This is a genomic window from Geobacillus sp. BMUD (assembly GCF_013096845.1).
Taxonomy (GTDB): Bacteria; Bacillota; Bacilli; order Bacillales; family Anoxybacillaceae; genus Geobacillus; species Geobacillus vulcani.
Genome location: NZ_SDLA01000103.1, coordinates 1 through 382, shown reverse-complemented (window position 1 = coordinate 382; position 382 = coordinate 1). Strand labels below are relative to the sequence as shown.

Annotated in this window: 1 protein-coding gene; it reads left to right on the top strand. The window is 54.5% G+C overall.

The window, feature by feature from the left end:
* Positions 1–382 (top strand): PhoH family protein (locus ETC05_RS17620; RefSeq protein ID WP_171661579.1); only part of this gene is annotated, 382 nt, incomplete at both ends.

The window sequence follows — 382 nt, the reverse complement described above, 5'->3', positions numbered from 1 at the left end:
CAATATTCTCGACCATGACATCACCTTCGGCGTTGGCCCGGCGGGTACGGGTAAAACCTACCTGGCAGTGGCTGCGGCAGTTGATGCCCTGGAGCGTCAGGAAATTCGCCGTATTCTGCTGACTCGTCCGGCGGTAGAAGCCGGTGAGAAACTGGGCTTCCTGCCTGGCGATTTAAGCCAGAAAGTAGACCCGTATTTGCGCCCACTGTACGACGCGCTGTTTGAAATGCTGGGCTTTGAGAAAGTCGAGAAACTGATTGAGCGCAACGTTATTGAAGTCGCGCCGCTGGCCTATATGCGTGGTCGTACGCTGAACGACGCGTTTATCATTCTCGATGAGAGCCAGAACACCACCATCGAACAGATGAAGATGTTCCTGACC